General features: G+C 66.7%; 20 protein-coding genes. 1 reads left to right on the top strand and 19 read right to left on the bottom strand.

Translation table 11 applies throughout. From position 1 onward, the window contains the following. Positions 1 to 154 precede the first annotated feature (154 nt). The 10 genes from ACT54L_RS19525 to ACT54L_RS19570 all read right to left on the bottom strand — a co-directional run bounded on the left by ACT54L_RS19525 (position 155) and on the right by ACT54L_RS19570 (position 5,410). Positions 155 to 817 carry a lytic transglycosylase domain-containing protein gene (locus tag ACT54L_RS19525; protein ID WP_476087300.1) on the bottom strand — a complete coding sequence of 221 codons (663 nt, stop codon included), beginning with the start codon at positions 815 to 817 and terminating at the stop codon, positions 155 to 157. A 1-nt stretch (position 818) separates the two neighbouring features. After that, positions 819 to 1,364, bottom strand: coding sequence for a S26 family signal peptidase (locus ACT54L_RS19530; protein ID WP_476087301.1), 546 nt, complete (start codon positions 1,362 to 1,364; stop codon positions 819 to 821). Beyond that, on the bottom strand, positions 1,361 to 1,882 hold the full coding sequence (locus tag ACT54L_RS19535) for a DUF2840 domain-containing protein (RefSeq protein ID WP_476087302.1): 522 nt from the start codon (positions 1,880 to 1,882) through the stop codon (positions 1,361 to 1,363). The genes ACT54L_RS19530 and ACT54L_RS19535 overlap by 4 nt, the downstream gene beginning before the upstream one ends. Then, a complete protein-coding gene (locus ACT54L_RS19540; RefSeq protein ID WP_476087303.1) occupies positions 1,879 to 2,130 on the bottom strand; it encodes a ribbon-helix-helix protein in 252 nt (83 codons plus the stop codon). Before ACT54L_RS19540 ends, ACT54L_RS19535 begins: the two co-directional genes overlap by 4 nt. Further along, positions 2,127 to 2,780: a ParA family partition ATPase gene (gene parA, locus ACT54L_RS19545; protein WP_476087304.1), complete on the bottom strand. Its 654-nt coding sequence runs from the start codon at positions 2,778 to 2,780 to the stop codon at positions 2,127 to 2,129. Before parA ends, ACT54L_RS19540 begins: the two co-directional genes overlap by 4 nt. Further along, complete coding sequence (locus ACT54L_RS19550) at positions 2,777 to 3,886, bottom strand: replication initiator protein A (RefSeq protein WP_476087305.1); 1,110 nt, start codon at positions 3,884 to 3,886, stop codon at positions 2,777 to 2,779. The genes parA and ACT54L_RS19550 overlap by 4 nt, the downstream gene beginning before the upstream one ends. Before the next feature lie 9 nt (positions 3,887 to 3,895). Further along, on the bottom strand, positions 3,896 to 4,177 hold the full coding sequence (locus ACT54L_RS19555; protein WP_476087306.1) for a helix-turn-helix transcriptional regulator: 282 nt from the start codon (positions 4,175 to 4,177) through the stop codon (positions 3,896 to 3,898). Between the two features lie 121 nt (positions 4,178 to 4,298). Beyond that, the gene (locus tag ACT54L_RS19560; protein ID WP_476087307.1) at positions 4,299 to 4,709 is read right to left on the bottom strand and encodes a DUF2285 domain-containing protein; all 411 of its coding nucleotides are present in this window, start codon (positions 4,707 to 4,709) and stop codon (positions 4,299 to 4,301) included. After that, complete coding sequence (locus ACT54L_RS19565; RefSeq protein WP_476087308.1) at positions 4,690 to 5,031, bottom strand: transcriptional regulator domain-containing protein; 342 nt, start codon at positions 5,029 to 5,031, stop codon at positions 4,690 to 4,692. The genes ACT54L_RS19560 and ACT54L_RS19565 overlap by 20 nt, the downstream gene beginning before the upstream one ends. A gap of 118 nt (positions 5,032 to 5,149) precedes the next feature. Continuing rightward, positions 5,150 to 5,410: a DNA -binding domain-containing protein gene (locus ACT54L_RS19570; RefSeq protein ID WP_415455186.1), complete on the bottom strand. Its 261-nt coding sequence runs from the start codon at positions 5,408 to 5,410 to the stop codon at positions 5,150 to 5,152. Between the two features lie 254 nt (positions 5,411 to 5,664). Between ACT54L_RS19570 and ACT54L_RS19575 the strand changes: the two genes are divergently transcribed. After that, positions 5,665 to 5,913: a helix-turn-helix domain-containing protein gene (locus ACT54L_RS19575; RefSeq protein WP_476087309.1), complete on the top strand. Its 249-nt coding sequence runs from the start codon at positions 5,665 to 5,667 to the stop codon at positions 5,911 to 5,913. 84 nt (positions 5,914 to 5,997) lie between these two features. Here the strand turns inward: ACT54L_RS19575 and ACT54L_RS19580 are convergent, their stop codons facing one another. The 9 genes from ACT54L_RS19580 to ACT54L_RS19620 all read right to left on the bottom strand — a co-directional run bounded on the left by ACT54L_RS19580 (position 5,998) and on the right by ACT54L_RS19620 (position 14,571). Continuing rightward, positions 5,998 to 6,324, bottom strand: a complete 327-nt coding sequence (locus ACT54L_RS19580) for a DUF736 domain-containing protein (RefSeq protein WP_163074017.1) — start codon at positions 6,322 to 6,324, stop codon at positions 5,998 to 6,000. Between the two features lie 636 nt (positions 6,325 to 6,960). Beyond that, positions 6,961 to 7,401 carry a hypothetical protein gene (locus tag ACT54L_RS19585; RefSeq protein WP_464106251.1) on the bottom strand — a complete coding sequence of 147 codons (441 nt, stop codon included), beginning with the start codon at positions 7,399 to 7,401 and terminating at the stop codon, positions 6,961 to 6,963. Positions 7,402 to 7,530: 129 nt separating this feature from the next. Continuing rightward, entirely contained in the window at positions 7,531 to 7,698 is a 168-nt protein-coding gene (locus ACT54L_RS19590) for a hypothetical protein (RefSeq protein ID WP_476087310.1), read from the bottom strand. 282 nt (positions 7,699 to 7,980) lie between these two features. Next, the gene (locus tag ACT54L_RS19595; protein WP_476087311.1) at positions 7,981 to 8,403 is read right to left on the bottom strand and encodes a PIN domain-containing protein; all 423 of its coding nucleotides are present in this window, start codon (positions 8,401 to 8,403) and stop codon (positions 7,981 to 7,983) included. Then, positions 8,400 to 8,654, bottom strand: coding sequence for a FitA-like ribbon-helix-helix domain-containing protein (locus ACT54L_RS19600; RefSeq protein ID WP_476087312.1), 255 nt, complete (start codon positions 8,652 to 8,654; stop codon positions 8,400 to 8,402). The genes ACT54L_RS19595 and ACT54L_RS19600 overlap by 4 nt, the downstream gene beginning before the upstream one ends. An 84-nt stretch (positions 8,655 to 8,738) precedes the next feature. Then, positions 8,739 to 9,665: a DUF2493 domain-containing protein gene (locus ACT54L_RS19605; RefSeq protein ID WP_476087313.1), complete on the bottom strand. Its 927-nt coding sequence runs from the start codon at positions 9,663 to 9,665 to the stop codon at positions 8,739 to 8,741. Between the two features lie 370 nt (positions 9,666 to 10,035). Next, positions 10,036 to 11,070, bottom strand: a complete 1,035-nt coding sequence (locus ACT54L_RS19610) for a DUF7146 domain-containing protein (RefSeq protein WP_476087314.1) — start codon at positions 11,068 to 11,070, stop codon at positions 10,036 to 10,038. Between the two features lie 69 nt (positions 11,071 to 11,139). Next, positions 11,140 to 13,203 carry a ParB/RepB/Spo0J family partition protein gene (locus ACT54L_RS19615; RefSeq protein WP_476087315.1) on the bottom strand — a complete coding sequence of 688 codons (2,064 nt, stop codon included), beginning with the start codon at positions 13,201 to 13,203 and terminating at the stop codon, positions 11,140 to 11,142. Between the two features lie 174 nt (positions 13,204 to 13,377). After that, on the bottom strand, positions 13,378 to 14,571 hold the full coding sequence (locus ACT54L_RS19620) for a DUF932 domain-containing protein (RefSeq protein ID WP_476087316.1): 1,194 nt from the start codon (positions 14,569 to 14,571) through the stop codon (positions 13,378 to 13,380). Positions 14,572 to 14,874: the final 303 nt, after the last annotated feature.

Genomic DNA, 14,874 nt, shown 5'->3' on the forward strand with positions numbered 1-14,874 from the left:
GAATTGCTGCCATGGGCGTGGAAAGCGGGAAATCCCGTCAAGAGCTGACATCAGTGCAGCCCCCGGACGGATACGGTCGTGGTTGTTGTCCTGCGCCTCCTTGCTCGCCAAGGAACGCCACAGCCCGACACCATGCGAAAGCGGGTCACCCTGCTCATGGCGCCCTCCGCGATGGCAACGGTGCAGCGAAAAGCGCGTCGGAGCGCGGCGCGAGGAGCGCGGCATCGGCTGTATTGCTGCGCGCGGGCGGCGGGGCGAACAGCGGCGCCTCGCGCCAGCTTTGTGCCATTGGGCGCACCGATGCGGTGGCGCCGGCTGCAGACTCTTTGTCGAGGTTCGGCACCAGAGCCGCGATGTATGTGCGCGTCTCCGGCGGCAGCGGCTTGCCGGCAAGCGAGGCCTCATAGCGCGCAGGCCCGGCATTGTAGGCCGCGAGCATGGCGCGGATGCTGCCATAGCGGTCATGGAGCTGGCGCAGATAGGCGGTGCCGGCGAGGATGTTGTCGCGCGGGTCGAACGGATCGGCGCCGAGGCCGTGATGGATGCGAAGCTCGTCCCAGGTCACGGGCACGATCTGCATCAGACCCATGGCACCGGCCGGTGAGACGGCGCGCGGATCGCCGCCGCTCTCGGCTTGCATGACCGCACGGATCCAGCTGGCCGGAAGCTCGAAGCGCTGCGCAGCCTCGTCGATAAAGGCGGCGTAGGATGTGACGGAATACGCCACGGTCGGCATCGTGGTTTGCGCGGTGGTAGGGTCAGGCGACGCACCGCCGATCAGCAGTCCGGATGCGAGGAAGAGCGCGGCGCGACGCATGTCAGCGCACCGCCGCGCGCCAGATGAAGTTGCCGTCGCCCGCTTCATCCGTGAGGAGTGGCATCGCACGGCCGATGACGGTCGTAGCTAGTATCGGTCCGAAGTAACGGCCGTCGAGACTGTCGCCGACGTCCGGGTTCATCAGGAACAGATGACCGGGAGCAATACGCCGGCAGCCCTGCCAGACCGGCAGATCGCGCCCCAAGCGATCGCGCCGAAGGGCTTCACCAAGCGGCACGCCATCGACGGTGATGGCGTCACTGACGCGGCAGACAACCTGCCCCGGAAGCCCCATCACGCGCTTCAGCAGCGGTGTGCCTTCGCCGATATAGCCACGTGCGATGAGGAACGCGGCGAGCGGCGGCGGTGGCATCACCGCCACCAGATCGGTGATCTCGAGAGCATCGGCCGGCTCGAGAGCATAGAGCCCGATAGGCACGCTCTCCGAGACGTTCCAGATCAATTTGAGCGGCGTCGGCAGCGTGGCGGCATAGGCCACACCGACGCTGGCGACCGTCGTCATGATCACATTGGCGGCGCGGTTCATTGTCCGCACTCCCGCCGCTTCAGCCACGCCTGATGGCGCTCTATCGTGTAGGCGCGCGGCTCGAACCCGACGCTGGTGCGGTGGGCGACATGCCCCCAGTGATCAGGGGCGACGGTTGCCCCATCGATGCCGATCGCTTCGATGGCGTCGATATGCTGCAGGATTTTCTCGACCTTCGGCCAGCCATCCACCCGCAGCAGGATCTCGCCGCCGGGCCGAACGAAGGGCAGCGTCTGGTAGCCTTCGCCCGGCGCCACGCAGCGCACGATGTCGAGGCGGGAGGCCACCGTGCCGAAGTCGTTCGATGCCCACCGGACAAAGGCGAAGATGCAGCCGGGAGGGAAAGAGAGGATGCGCCGCCGACGATCCAGAACCTGCTCATGTGCGTGATGGCCGAAGCGGATCCAGTTCTCGATCCGCTTGTCGATATGGGTCAGCTCGACATGGGTCAGGGCATCGGATGGGGGACTGGACGGGGATGCCGTGCTTGCCGCACGGGGTGCAAACGCCGCGCTCATGGCTGGTCTCCAGATTGGGGAGGGAATGCACGCGCGAGCAGGTCGCGCAGCATCTCGGCGACGGTGACGCCGCGCCGGAAGGCAGCGACCTTGATCCGGCCGCGCAGGTCGGGCGTCACATCGATGGTGAGGCGCGCAGTGAACGCGGCGCCGGGACGGCGTTCGGCGCAGACATCTGCCGCCTTCACCCAATGCTCGGGATCGGCCGGTCGGGAGGTAAAGTCGCGGCGGATCGGACGTTCGCTCATGGCGAGGATCTCCCGACCTCGAGACCGTCGATCTCCGCAGTCACCGCAGCGATCTCCCGCGTGGCCGGCCCTGCATCGTCGCGCTCGAAGACGAGACGTCCGGATTGCGCGGCCGCCGCAAAGGCGATGCGCTGTCCGACGGTGCTGGCGAGCACCGGAGGATCGTGGTCGGCCAGCGTCCGCGCCGTCTCGCGGGCGAGAACCGTGCGCGCGCCGCAGCGGTTCAGGACGAACCGGACCAGCATCTCCGGGCGGTAGATCCGCGCCTCGCGGATCAGCGCCAGCATCTCGGCCGATGCCCAACCGTCAAAGGGCGAGGGCTGCACCGGGATCAGCACCAGATCGGCGGCGAGCAACGCCGAGCGCATCAGCCCTGCGACGCGGGGCGGTCCATCGATGACGATGTGATCGGCGTCGCGCCCGAGCGCCGGCGCCTCCCGGTGCAGCGTATCGCGTGCAAGCCCGACGACACCGAACAGCCGTGGCAGGCCCTCGCGGCTGCGCTGCTGCGACCAGTCGAGGCTGGAGCCTTGCGGATCAGCGTCGATCAGGGTGATCCGCTGTCCCTGCCGGGCCCATTGTCCGGCGAGATGCAGCGCCAGCGTCGTCTTGCCGACCCCGCCCTTCTGGTTGAGGAGCGCGATGATCATCGATGCCCCCTCGAGCGAGGGGGCGTCTGTGAGACGCTGTCAGGCGGCGTCTTTCCCGGCCACTTCGCCCCCAGTCGGGGCTGATCGACGGCGCGCGCAAAAGCGCTCGCGCGCCTCTTAAGGTTAGATTCTGAGTTAGACTCTAAGTTAAGGGCGAGATTTCCTGATTTAGGACAGTGGGTTAAGGCCTGTTTTGGTTCCTGATAGCACGAGGCACCGGTTCCCGATGGCACGATAGTCCGGGTTCCCGATAGCACGAGGCTATCCACAGGCTGTCCACAGGGGGCGGCTGGCTCGAAGGCGAGCAGCAGCCGGCCGCTGACCTCGACCTCGACGAACAGCATGTAGCCGGGAAGCGGCTGGCGCCGGATCAGATCCCTGAGTTCGAAGGCGAAGCGCTTGAACGGCGACAGGCTGCCGGACTTCTGGTGCAGGTGCCGGAAATCGAACCGCCACCCATCCTGTTGTCGCCCGCCATGCTTGCGCACCAGCCGGTAGAGCCAGCGCTCCAGTCCGCCCGTCAGCCCGAAATAGGCCCGGTCGATGGTGAGCACGAGCGCGTCGTCGAGCACGGCGCGGTAGAACCAGTCCGGCAGGATGAGGTCGACGCCATCGGGCCGGCCGTTGCGGTCGGTGCGCTCCTGCCATTCATTGATCCAGGAGAAGCGGTGCCGGCGTCCCTCTGCCGGCTGGCGGAGGGTGGTCGAGACCGTCGTGGATTGGAGACGGTCGAGCGCGGCCTTGAGGCGCTGATAATCCCGCAGCGAGGTGCCGCGCCCGACAAAGGTGAGGATCTCATACGGCGTCGCCGCCATCAGGCGCGAGGTGCGCAACCCCGCGTCGCGCGCCTCGACGATCTGGCTCGCGGCCCAGATGAGAATGTCGGCGTCCCAGATCGTCGCCATGCCGTGGTCGGGCACGGCCTCGACCCGGATGGCGATGCTGCCGGTCCGAAAATCGATCGGCGCGACGCGCGGTGTCTTGGAGAGGGAGAAGAAGGGATAGGCCATGAGATCCTGCGCATCTCGTGGCGCGAAGTCGCCTGGCAGTGCGCGGAACAGATCCAGCTGTCCGCGCTCCGAGAGGCTGTGATGCCGCGCCGCCATGGGGAGCGGTCAGCGCGCGGCGCGGCCGGCGAACGAACCTGCGGCAAGCGCATGGCGCTTGGCCGGAAGGACTGTGCCGCGCGGATCGGAGGTCGAGGTGACCGCCCCGCGATCGGTCCAGGCCTGCAGGTCGTCAATGGAATAGACGACGCGTCCGCCCAGCTTGCGATAGGCGGGACCGGTGCCGTAGGTGCGATGTTTCTCCAGCGTGCGGGCCGACAGGCTGAGAAACGCAGCAGCTTCCTTGGTGCGCAGGTAGCGCGGCGGGAGGGTGGCGAGATCGGGTCGCATGGAGCGGGCCTCCGTGGGCGTGGCGGGTGCCGCCGGAGTGCGGCGGCGGACGGTGACCACGGTGGCGGAGGAGGAATGTCGGGAGGGATGGGGAAGAATGGGGCGCTAAAATCCCCACCCCTCACGACCGGCGACGGTGGCGGAACAGCCGCAGATAGCCGCCGGCGATCAGGCCGGTGCCGCCTTCCACGAGGCCGATGACGCGGTCGCGCAGGGGAGACGTCTTCCAGGGATCGGCCGCGACACGCTCTGTGCCGAAGATGGCCTCCGCGATGGCACGGTAGCTCGCGCCCCGGTTTCGTCCGTCGCAGGCTTGAAGCATCAGACGCAGGCGCCCGCGCTGCTGGCGGGTCAGTCGGGTGTCGGGTGGCACGGGTTTCCCACGCTGCGCATGCCAGAGGCGATTCAGAGCCTCGATGCGGCCGGGGATATCGTCGTCGAAGGGGATCAGGGCGGCGATCGATGCGCCCGGTTCAACGCCGGGAAGCAGAAGGTACGGCGGCGCCGCGTGATCAGGTGGTTCGGCAGGCACATCGTGGGGTGCCGTGCCCGTGCTCAGCAGATGGTCGGGAAGCTCGGTGAGGACGGTGACGGCCGGATTGATCCGCGGGGACCAGTGGACGGGCTGACGGGTCGCGGGGAGCGAGGGTTTCGCGGGGACATCGCAACCCCCAGAGACGTTCGGCCTCTGCCGGGAGAGGTGCATCCGCTCTCTCGGCGCCCACAAGGTCCCGATACGCCTGCTGGTAGGATGGATCCCGCCTCAGGCACTCCCAGGCCAATCCCTCTACCGAGAGATCATCGAAATAGTCGTAGGTCCGACTGTCTCGCCAGCGCGACGTATCGGGCTTCATGAGCGACTCCCAGACGGTGCATGCCGTGGGGTCATCAATTGAAGATTGTATTGCCGGGCAGAACTCACCTCACAGGCAACAGGTGATGCGTCGCACGCATCACCTGGACAGCGGCGCTTCAGTTCACGCGATGTGGGAGCAGATCGCGATAGCCTGTCTGGGCGAGCCAGCGGGCGCGCTCCAGATGGCTGTCATGCACCGCGCGGGCGCGGGCAGGCTCCTGCGCCGGATCAATCCCGAACAGAACGACCACCACTTCCTGCCAGTCGGCTCCCTCAGTGGTCGCGTCGAGGAGGCGCATATAGAGCTTGATATGGGTGCGGTCATAGGCGGTCAGTTCCTGACCGGACGGCGCCTTATCATCAAACGCCTTGGCCACGTCCATCCCCCGCAGGCTGCCGTTTCTTCTGTCGCAAACCAAGCCGTCGGCGACGGCGTGGGGCTGCAATTTGGGATCATTCTATCATGCGTGCTCATAAAGCCGAACGCTGCGTCGCCGGTGCGCACACCTGATCCACGGTCTCTTTGGCACTGACGATGCGAGGCACTCGGCGACCGCTGCCTGACCGTGGCGAGTGCGATGTAGAGAATACTCCGTGGTGAAATACTCATCAAGCGACTGCTCTCTCGGTCATGGAGATCCGAGAGGTGTTCGCGCGCAATCTGAAGGCCTTGCGGCTGGCCAAGGGGCTGTCGCAGGAGGAGCTTGCGCACCTCGCGGACATTGATCGCACCTATATCAGCTCGCTCGAGCGGTGCGTTTACAACGCCAGTATCGATGTGGTGCAGCGGCTCGCTTCGGTTCTCGGCGTCGAGGCCTCCGACCTGCTCCTGCGTCGGCCGACAGGCACGACCGAGACCGATCTCGAGGACGGCAAGTAGGGCTCGATTTTAGCCATCGCGAAATTCGCTGCTTGCCGATGGAGTGCGTCCCCGGCGTCGGTGGCCGGGGACGCGGCCCGCACGTCAGTCGCTGCGGCGCCCGTTGGGGCGGGACCAGATGAGGGAGAAATTCTCGCCGTCCTCGTCGTCGAAGAGGTTGGCGTAGATGGCGGCGGTGAAGCTCGGATCGTCGAGCTTGAGGCCCAGATAGTCGCGGCCCTCGGTGGAGCGCTTGGACCAGGCGGCCCCGATCTCGGCGCGGCCGACCAGGACCCGGTGGCTGGGGGCGTTCTCGCCGGTGGCGCGGGTGTCGGGGACGATGCGCACGCCCCGGGCCTGCACGCCGAGGGTCACGATGTCGCCGGTGAACTCGTTGGTGCCGGTCTTCTTGAAGGTGCCGATGGTGGCCATGTTCCGTCTCCGTCCTGTCTTCTGAGCCCGCACCATTGCGGCCTCGATGGCGATCGGGAGGCCGAAGGCGAGCGGCGCCACATCGCCTCGGGGTCCCCGTCGCGCTGGCGCGATGGGGTGAGGATTGCGACCGCAGCACAGCGGAGGACGGCGCAGGCGCGACTTTGTTGCTGCGCGAGGAATGACGGCGATCCGGGGTCCCCGCGTAGCGCGCGGGGTGGGCGTCGGCAGGGGAAGAAAGTCGGGACCAGCCGTTGTGGCATAGGCGCTCGAGGCGCAGCCGTCCTTCGGCCAGATCAGGCCATTGAAGAGGCCGTCTGGAGCGGGCACGGACGGATGGATGACGGAGAGGTAGTGGCCCTCGCGCCGGCTATAGCGACCCGACCGGCGAGCATCGGCGGACGATACCCTGAGCTTGGCCAATCTGCGCATTCCCCGACCCCCGCGCCAACGTCGCGAATGCTCAGCCCCGAGAGGTCTTTCGGCTGCGACGCGGCCGCCGTCCTCCACGCGCACCAATCTTGCCGCATTAGAGGGCGAAGCCGGCGCGCCGGATCTCCGCTCCCTCCCGGCCCAGCCGGTTGACGCGGACGATATGCCGTTTGCTGTCCGGTGCGCCGAACGGCTATCGCGGCGTCAGGGAGGGGAGCTGTGCCCGTCAGAAGGGCGGAACGCCTTCCTTTCGGTGATCCGCACGAAGGCGACAATGCCAACCACGCCGGCTCCGAGGATCGAAAACACCATCTGCCACGTCTGCGAGGGCATGGTGTGCTTCACGATGCCATGGGTGGCGTGGAAGCCCACCACCGCGGCCGGGACGACGAATGCGGCGGCGATGAGCAGGCGCGCCCAGATCGGGCGGACGATCGCGAACAGGAACTGGCCGAGGCCGTAAGTCAGGCCAGCGGCGGCAAGGCCGACAACAAGAACGCCGAGCCATCCGGCGCCGGTGCCATAGGCCCATGTGCCCGCCGTGATGCCCGCAAACAGCGGCAACGCGAATACCGCCAGCGTGAAGAGCAGCCAGCAGAGGAATGCGATCGTCGCCATGCTGAGGAGAATGCCGATGAAGATCATGGGGGCGGCTCCATAAAATCAGATCGATGCGCCTCCACCACCTCAGTCACACCGGCACGATGGGCAGAGTTGGCAGCAGTCTCGGTGTGGACGCGACCGGCCACCATTCACAGCCGCCTTTTCGGCTGCTCATGATGGGAAGGGGTCGATTTCGCGGACGATTGCGGCTTCGTCGCCGTCATATTCGGCAGCCGGGGTGACGGAGAGCGTGCCGTCGCCGGCGCGGAAGATGACGACGGTGGCCATCAGGGTGGTGGCGAGGCTGAAGGCGAAGGCGTGAGCGATCTGGGCGGACATCGACCTGGCTCCTGCGCGAGCGGAGGTCCATCCCCCGCTGACAGGCGCCCGAAAGGGCCGGCCGTTGGCCGCGATCACCGCGTCAGGCGCAGCCGGAGCGGCGACACGCACAGCGTAGTCCGACCCTTCATGGGTTGATGGCGTCAGGCCATCGGCTGGACCCAAGGATCAGCGTCGTGAAGCGGGGGTGGTCGTCCGGTCAGGAGACCTTGATGGCGGTTTGCTGTGCAGGTCGCTTCCGCCGGGTTGCGAGGTGCAACACGTGCTGCCTGTGGGAAGCCGTCAGCGTTGCATGTTCCACGGATTGATGACCGCCACACCAGCGGCGTCGAACGCGCTGGTATCCCGCGTGGCCACCACGAAGCCTCTGGAGGCCGCGATCGCGGCGATGTAACCGTCGGGCGTCGGAAAGCCCTTGCCGGCCGCACGCGCCTTCACGGCGAGGTCGGCATAGCGTCGTGCGGCAGCGATATCGAAAGGCAAGACACGGTCGGCGAACAGTTCCATCACCCCGTCCAGGGCCTCGGTGAGCCGGTCCTTGCGCTTGCCCGCGGGCAGCGCACCGATGCCGAACAGCAGTTCGGCAATGGTGACGCTGGAGAGATAGAGCGTCTCGGCCGCCTGCTCGTCGAGCCACGCCCGCACGGTGTCGTCGGGCGTGGGCTTCATCGCCTCCGAGATGACATTGGTGTCGAGAAGGATCATTCGAAGCTCATGGGCTCGGCAGGCGTCCTGTCGCGCGCCGGGTTGAGGGCGTCGATGTCCTCATTGGTCAGGCCGAGGCGGCGGCTGCGCTCCGCGAGCGCCGTGCCGAGCCGAAGACGCGTGTCAGGGCGAACGGCGGTCTCCAGGATGTCGCGCATCTCGGCTTCGGTGCTGCGGCCATGCTGTGCCGCGCGCACCTTGAGGGCGCGGTGCGTCGCCTCCGAGAGATTCCGGATCGTCACTGCGGGCATGATGGCGCCTCCAGTTAGGCTGATAGCGTTGATAGCAAAATAGAGAATTTGCCATCACATTCAAGATGGCGGGTGTGGCGGCGCTTATGCGCCGCCGGAGCCGAAGCGATAGACCGGGATGCCCATCTTACGGGCCTTGTCGGCCAGATTGTCCTGAATGCCGGTGCCGGGGAAGATCACGACCCCGATCGGCACCACGTTCAGCATCTGGTCGTTGCGCCTGAAGGGCGCGGCCTTGGCGTGCTTCGTCCAGTCAGGCTTGAAGGCCACCTGCGGCACCTTGCGGCTGTCGGCCCAGAGGGACGCGATCTTTTCGGCGCCCTTTGGGGAGCCGCCATGCAGCAGCACCATGTCCGGGTGCTTGGCGTGGATCTGATCGAGCTTGGCCCAGATCTGCCTGTGATCGGCGGTGTCGCCACCCGAGAAGGCGATCTTCGGCCCGGCGGGCACAAGCACCTCGGTCTCGGCACGCCTCCTGGCGGCGAGGAAATCCCGGCTGTCGATCAGCGATGCGGTGAGGTGTCGATGGTTGACCCGTGATCCGGCCCGTGGCGTCCAGGGCGAGCCGGTGACGATGCGGTAGCGGTCGGCGGCGGCCTCGCGGAAGGTTTCCATGCCATCGCGCCGGCCGATCAGGTTCATGCCGATGTCGATCAGGCGCTCGAGCTCGAGAGACTTCACCTCCGAGCCGTCCTGTTCGCGCTGAAGCTGCTTCTGGGCCTGCTCGTTGTTGTCGAGCCTCTGTTCCATCCGGTCTACGGCGCGGTGGAACATGTTGACGGTCGACCAGAGGAGATCGGGAAGCTCGGCATCGAGGCTGGTGTCGGTGATCGTCGCGACCAGGGCATCGAAGATGTCGGCGATGGCGCCTTCGATGAGGCGGTCCTCCGGTGGCGGGCGCTGGTCGCGTTCGTCTTCGGAAGGACGGTAGCCGTGGATCTGCAATTCCTGGATCAGGTGGTCGGTCGGGGATGAGACGTGGTGCGGCTCGTGGTCGTCATGCGCGCTCATGGGATGCTCCACCGGCTTGGACCGCTTGCCGTGGCGGCCTTCATGGCGACGACGCCGTCGGGCGGGACGGACCTGCACCCGGAGCGCGGGCATGGTCCCCGAGAGTGGGAACCGGTTTCGGGACGAGACCATGCCGGAAAAGCGCACAGGGCCGCAGCGCCAGCGGAGGATGGCGACAAGCCGGCGATTTTGCTTCGCGATGGAAAGCGGCCTGAAGGCCGCGCCGGAAAATCGTCGGCGCCAGCCATTGCCGATCCGGCCCGGCTGACGGCCGATCGCCCTCTCGAAGGCGCAAGGCGCGGTCCTCTTGCCGTAACTGACGCATCCTTGCGGGTGTGTCAGCCTCGGATCGCGGTTCAGCCCGTTCCGGCTATGGGGTCAGGCTCATGAAGCGCACGACATCTTCCGGGGCGACTTGCAACCGAACACACGCCCGGAGGGCATCCCAACCGAGCCGCTGAAGATCCTCGTTAAAGTCCCCGAAGACGGGCGATAGGCAAATAGCCTCGATGCCCTCGGCGTTCGCCCTCTCGATCAGCATGTCCCGTGCGGCGTCACCGGCAGGATCGTTATCGCGGACGATATAAAGCCGCCTCAAGGCAGGCGGGAACAGGATGGCGGCCAGATGCGCGGCCGAGAGCGCCGGTGCCATCGCCATGTCGGGCAGGACCTGCCGAAGCGACAGCATGGTCTCTATGCCTTCGCCCGCCGCCATCACGCTGTCGGGCCGGCCGATGCGGACGGCCGACCCAAGCAGATCACCGATCGCCTTGCGCGGCGTGTCGACCGGAGCCTTGTCCGAGCCGTCGGGCGCTAGCCAGGTGCGGTGTACGCCGGTGATCCTGCCGGAGAGATTGGTGACGGCCGCGATCATCGCGGGCCACGCCTCCGTCGGGCCGTCGTCAGGCTTGTAGTAGCAGCGCGGGTGAAAACGCAGGTTTCCGGTTCCGTGCAGATACGTAATGCCGCGTCGGCGCAGATACGTCTCTGCAAGCGTCCCGGCGAGGTGCTGCGACATGGCGAACAGCCGGCGCGCGGCTTCGATGGCCCCTGATCGACCCGACATGACATGGCGACGTGGTGCTGAGGGCTCCGGTTCGGGATGCGGCAGGCTGAGAAACGTCCGCGCTTCCTTGGCAACATCTGCGAAGTCGAGGAGCCCCAGCGATCCGCGGATGACGTCGAGAAGATCGCCATGTTCGCCGGTGGCGGCATCGGTCCATTTGCCCGCCGGGCCCTTCGCGGATGCCTGGAGCCGGACAAAGAGCGAGCGGCCCGGCATGTTGCGGACATCGCCCACGAGCCAGTAGCGGCCCTCCCGGCGCCCATTGGAGAGATAGTGACGGCACACGGCTTCGGCCCGATCGGCGAGCCGGCGCGACAGATCGTGAGCAATCCCGGACATGGCGAGCTTTTCAAAAACAAAGGCCCGCCGACAGAGCCGGCGGGCCGAGGTTCAGGATCGTGTTGAGAGTTACTCCGCCGCCACGGCAGGGGGGATGTCCGTGGTGTCTTCAGTATCCTCAAGACTCTCGTCTTCGCCCATGGCCGTTGTGCCGTCCTGCGCCGCCGTGTCTTCGCCAACGGCGGGTTCGGCTCCGCGCAGCGGTTCCGGCAGCCAGCCGGTATCCGCCAGCAGTGCTTCGGCCTCTCGGGCCATGTCGCCCTTCTTCAAGTGCGCGATGCGCTCCGCGGCACGTGGCCCCTTCGCCTCGCTCACCGCCTGCAGGATGCGGGCCTTGGTGACCCGCCCGAGGAAATTGTCCACGGTCGGCTTCCACCCCGCGGCCGCCATGTCGAGGTCGACGGCGCGGGCGAGTTGATCTGCATGGTTGAGCGCGCGCGGGCGCCGGTTCCAGGCCTCATGAACGGCGTTCACCGACAGGCTCACCACATGGGCGAATAGGCCGGAGCGGCTGTCGCTGTCCCAGTCCCGCAGAGCCTCCCAGAGATCGGCCGTGTCCTTCGGCAGGACCTTTGCCCAGCCTTCATGCCGGGCGTGGATCGCCGCGGCCGAGGCGCTGTCGTTCAGCCCCGGCGCCTGCGCGCTGAACACCACGCTCTTTAGGTCGAGTTCGAGGCAGCTATCCGAGCCGTAGCGATAGAAGCTCTTCAGCGTCAGGGCATGCAGGGCCGCGAGGAAGGCGACGTCGGGCCGCTCGCCCAACGCCTGGCGCAGCCCGAGCGTGCGATGCGCGGTCAGCTCGGTCATCAGGCGGTCCGAGAGCGCAGACAGGCCTTCATCCTCCTCGGGCTCGGCCATCGGCGCGTCTGCCATGACGCCATCACCGGTACGCATGGCCGCAGCCGGGCTAAGGTGCGGCCCGGCGTCTTCCGCGACGACTTCGGGCTCCACTGGCAGTTCGTCCTCCGGCCGCACGTAGCCGCGCTCAATGCGCACCGTGCCGTCATGGGCGATGCTGACGAAGGCGCCGGCGTGCGCCACCTCCGCCGGATCGAAGGTGATCGGACGCGCCTCGAAGGCTTCGATCGCCGTCTCGAGCTCGCCGAGCCGCGCGTCGACCTCGTCCGGCAGTTCATCCGCCTCGGTAGAGGTCTCCGAGAGGCGATTATATTCCGCCTGCAGGGCGGAGCGGCTGGCCTCCTCTTCGACGCTGAGCGGGACCGTCTCACCACGCAGCTGCCGCAGACCGTAGGTGTGGCCATAAGCGAAGTCAGGGGCCACCTCGACCCATTTCCAGCCCTCCCCGGCGACAGCGTCCGCCTCGGCCTTGAGCTTCTCGGCCACCAGCCGGTCGACCAGCGGTACATCCTGCAGCCAGCCGCCATCGTCGCTCTGGAACAGGTCGCGCAGGATGATGCCACCAGCCTCGACATAGGCCTCGAGGCCGATGAATTGAGCCCGCTTGTCACAGGCGCGGACAGCACCTTCAGTCAGCATGCGGCGGATGGCATAGGGCTGCTTGTCATAGGAGGTCTTCAGCCGCTCGAAGACCTGTTCCTGGCGCGCATGGTCGCCGGAGACGGTGAAGGCCATGAGTTGGTCGAGCGTCATGCCGTCTTCGGCATAGACATCCAGCAGCACCGGCGAGACCGAGGCGAGCTTGAGGCGCTGCTTCACCACGCCAACGGAGACGAAGAAGGCAGCGGCGATCTCCTCCTCGGACTGACCCTTCTCGCGCAGCGCCAGAAAGGCGCGGAACTGATCGAGCGGGTGCAGCGGCGCGCGCTGGACATTCTCTGCGAGTGAATCCTCCTCGGCGATACCGCCTTCACGGATGACGCAAGGCACCGGCGCGGTCCTGGCGAGGCGCTTCTGCTTCACCAGCAGCTCCAGCGCCCGATAGCGCCGCCCGCCGGCCGGAATCTCGAACATGCCGGTTTCGACGCCGGCGTCGTCAACGACGGGCCGAACGCTGAGGCCCTGCAGCAGGCCACGGCGGGCGATGTCCTCGGCCAGTTCCTCGATTGAGACCCCGGCCTTGATGCGCCGGACGTTCGACTGGCTGAGCAGGAGCTTGTTGAAGGGGATGTCACGCGAGGGCGAGAGCGTGATCTTCTGAACAGTGGTCGCCATGGAAGGCACCTCCGCGACGGGCGGCCAAGAGCCTCTCTCTCGGCCTCCAACCCGTCACGAAGCGCAGCGCCGCCCTCTCACTCTGGAGGGCAACGCCGCAGAACCGCAGATCCGCACAAGCGGAAAGACACAAAGCCGAAGACACGGATCTCCGCATCGCCAGCTTTCCGGAAATCAGGCTGCCCGATCGAGTAGCTTCTTGGCCCGGCCCTCGAGATCGAGCCGGGCATCCTGGTGGGGCTTGTCGCGCGCAACCGCCGTGATGCCCTGCACGAAGTCGAAGATGCTCTCGGGCTTGCGCCCTTCCTCGGCCAGCACCGTGTCGATGATCTTGGCGGTCTCGGCCTTGGAGAAGCCCCGGTTGCGCAGGAAGTCGCTGCGGTCCTCATCGGTGCGCGCGACGATCTTCTCCCGTGCCGCCTTGATGCCGTTGACGAAGGGCATGGGCGAAGAATTGGCGAAGCGGGTGAGTGCCGGCGCTGCCTCATGCGCGAAGCGCGAGGCGGCGTATTTGGAGTGGCGGATGGTGATCTCCTGGAAATCCTCGACGCCCCAGAGATTGCGGTTCTGGCACACGGCACGCAGATAGAAGCTCGCGATGCCGAGCGTTTTGGCCCCGACCTCCGAGTTCCAGCAATAGAAGCCCCGGAAATAGAGGTCTGGCGAGCCGTCGGGCAAACGCCCGGCCTCGATCGGATTGAGATCGTCGACCAGGAACAGGAAGACGTCGCGGTCGGACGCATAAAGCGTCGTCGTATCCTTGGTGATGTCGACACGTGGATTGTAGACGCCCGTCGACCAGTCGAGTACGCCCGGCACCTTCCAGCGCGTGTCGCCGGTGCCGTTGCCGGCGATGCGCTGCACCGCCTCGACCAGCTCATGATCATAGATCCGGCCATAATCCGGGCCGGTCACCGCGCGCAGCTCGACGCGGCCATTGGCGGTTTCGAACGTCTTGATCTGCTCGGCGCGGTGCGAGGTCAGGCCATATTGCAGATTAATGCCGGCCAGCGCGGCTGGAAGCTGGCGCAGATAGGCGGCCGGGGCCCCGATCTGGGCCGCGAGCTGGCCGAAGGACCAATGGTTCGGCTCGACGGGGGCATCCGCCCCGGGAATGACCAGCGCCAACCGCTCGGCATTGGAGCGGCTCGCCTCCACATGGATGCGCGACGTCTCCACCAGGCGCGACCGACTGTGATCGGCACGCCCCCGCACCATCGCGGCCAGTTCGCCGAGCGACAGGAACCGCTCATCATCCGGCCGGGAGAACCACTCCGAAGACACGCGGCCGACCCGCTCGCCGCGCGTGACATCCACCTTGTAGCCGCCACTGGCGTCGCGATCGGCATCCAGAACCTGCATGTTCATGGGGATCAACCTCCATGACGGGCGGCGGAAGCCTCTCTCCCGACCCTCAACCCGTCACGGAAATCCCATCCGGCCTCTCACTCTCAGTGGGCGAAAGGATATCCCGTACGCGGGAGAGGTGCCTGCCGAACAGCCGCACCGCTTTTCCGCGCTTTCGCTGACCGGTCGGACAGGGCGGTCGCCTCCGCTGGAGCGCGCCACGGCTTTCCCTGCCGCGCTTACCGCGTGCTTACCGAAATGGCAGAGCTGTTGTCGGTAAGCAGAAAACGCCCCGAAGGGCGTTTGCTAAGTATCTGATTTTAT

It is taken from the genome of Aquabacter sp. DMC10, assembly GCF_056314145.1.

Excerpts from the sequence above, each read along its gene's own strand:
- ACT54L_RS19525 (WP_476087300.1), bottom strand. The coding sequence starts at position 817 with ATGCGTCGCGCCGCGCTCTTCCTCGCATCCGGACTGCTGATCGGCGGT.
- ACT54L_RS19530 (WP_476087301.1), bottom strand. The coding sequence starts at position 1,364 with ATGAACCGCGCCGCCAATGTGATCATGACGACGGTCGCCAGCGTCGGT.
- ACT54L_RS19535 (WP_476087302.1), bottom strand. The coding sequence starts at position 1,882 with ATGAGCGCGGCGTTTGCACCCCGTGCGGCAAGCACGGCATCCCCGTCC.
- ACT54L_RS19540 (WP_476087303.1), bottom strand. The coding sequence starts at position 2,130 with ATGAGCGAACGTCCGATCCGCCGCGACTTTACCTCCCGACCGGCCGAT.
- parA (WP_476087304.1), bottom strand. The coding sequence starts at position 2,780 with ATGATCATCGCGCTCCTCAACCAGAAGGGCGGGGTCGGCAAGACGACG.
- ACT54L_RS19550 (WP_476087305.1), bottom strand. The coding sequence starts at position 3,886 with ATGGCGGCGCGGCATCACAGCCTCTCGGAGCGCGGACAGCTGGATCTG.
- ACT54L_RS19555 (WP_476087306.1), bottom strand. The coding sequence starts at position 4,177 with ATGCGACCCGATCTCGCCACCCTCCCGCCGCGCTACCTGCGCACCAAG.
- ACT54L_RS19565 (WP_476087308.1), bottom strand. The coding sequence starts at position 5,031 with ATGAAGCCCGATACGTCGCGCTGGCGAGACAGTCGGACCTACGACTAT.
- ACT54L_RS19575 (WP_476087309.1), top strand. The coding sequence starts at position 5,665 with ATGGAGATCCGAGAGGTGTTCGCGCGCAATCTGAAGGCCTTGCGGCTG.
- ACT54L_RS19580 (WP_163074017.1), bottom strand. The coding sequence starts at position 6,324 with ATGGCCACCATCGGCACCTTCAAGAAGACCGGCACCAACGAGTTCACC.
- ACT54L_RS19585 (WP_464106251.1), bottom strand. The coding sequence starts at position 7,401 with ATGATCTTCATCGGCATTCTCCTCAGCATGGCGACGATCGCATTCCTC.
- ACT54L_RS19590 (WP_476087310.1), bottom strand. The coding sequence starts at position 7,698 with ATGTCCGCCCAGATCGCTCACGCCTTCGCCTTCAGCCTCGCCACCACC.
- ACT54L_RS19595 (WP_476087311.1), bottom strand. The coding sequence starts at position 8,403 with ATGATCCTTCTCGACACCAATGTCATCTCGGAGGCGATGAAGCCCACG.
- ACT54L_RS19600 (WP_476087312.1), bottom strand. The coding sequence starts at position 8,654 with ATGCCCGCAGTGACGATCCGGAATCTCTCGGAGGCGACGCACCGCGCC.
- ACT54L_RS19605 (WP_476087313.1), bottom strand. The coding sequence starts at position 9,665 with ATGAGCGCGCATGACGACCACGAGCCGCACCACGTCTCATCCCCGACC.
- ACT54L_RS19610 (WP_476087314.1), bottom strand. The coding sequence starts at position 11,070 with ATGTCCGGGATTGCTCACGATCTGTCGCGCCGGCTCGCCGATCGGGCC.
- ACT54L_RS19615 (WP_476087315.1), bottom strand. The coding sequence starts at position 13,203 with ATGGCGACCACTGTTCAGAAGATCACGCTCTCGCCCTCGCGTGACATC.
- ACT54L_RS19620 (WP_476087316.1), bottom strand. The coding sequence starts at position 14,571 with ATGAACATGCAGGTTCTGGATGCCGATCGCGACGCCAGTGGCGGCTAC.